This is a genomic window from Campylobacter sp. RM5063 (genome assembly GCF_024723655.1).
In the GTDB taxonomy this organism is placed as follows: domain Bacteria; phylum Campylobacterota; class Campylobacteria; order Campylobacterales; family Campylobacteraceae; genus Campylobacter_D; species Campylobacter_D lari_D.
In genome coordinates this window covers 1-411 of the sequence record NZ_JANQDA010000073.1, presented here as the reverse complement: position 1 = coordinate 411, position 411 = coordinate 1, and the positions used below count along the sequence as shown (strand labels likewise).

General features: G+C 23.6%; 1 protein-coding gene. It reads right to left on the bottom strand.

All coding sequences use genetic code 11. The features are described 5' to 3' along the window. On the bottom strand, positions 1-411 hold a 411-nt coding region (locus CAMP5063_RS08425; protein ID WP_337195172.1), incomplete at both ends, for a DUF2920 family protein.

The window sequence follows — 411 nt, the reverse complement described above, 5'->3', positions numbered from 1 at the left end:
ATCTTTAAAGGTAAAAACTTTATTTTTACAAGGATAAGATATACTATCTTTTTTCATACTAAATGTTTTATCTTTTAATTTTTCAAGCATAATAGGTAATTCTTTATTAAATAATGCCTTATCAGGAATTCCACACCCATGAGTTAAATTTTTAATAAATTTGCCATCTATATCTTTTTCATCTATTAGATGAAAATCTACTTCATAATTTAAGGCTTTTAAAATTTCTATCATAGAAATTTTATGATCAGCTGGAGTTAAGTCATCTTTAGCACTATGATAACTTGTATAAATAATATTTTTATTCTTTTGAGCTTGTAAAATCAAATGATCTTTATTAAGTAAAGCTCTTATTAAATAATTTTCATCAGCAAAATAATAAGGTGAGTTTGGGTTTTTGCGTGTCCAATA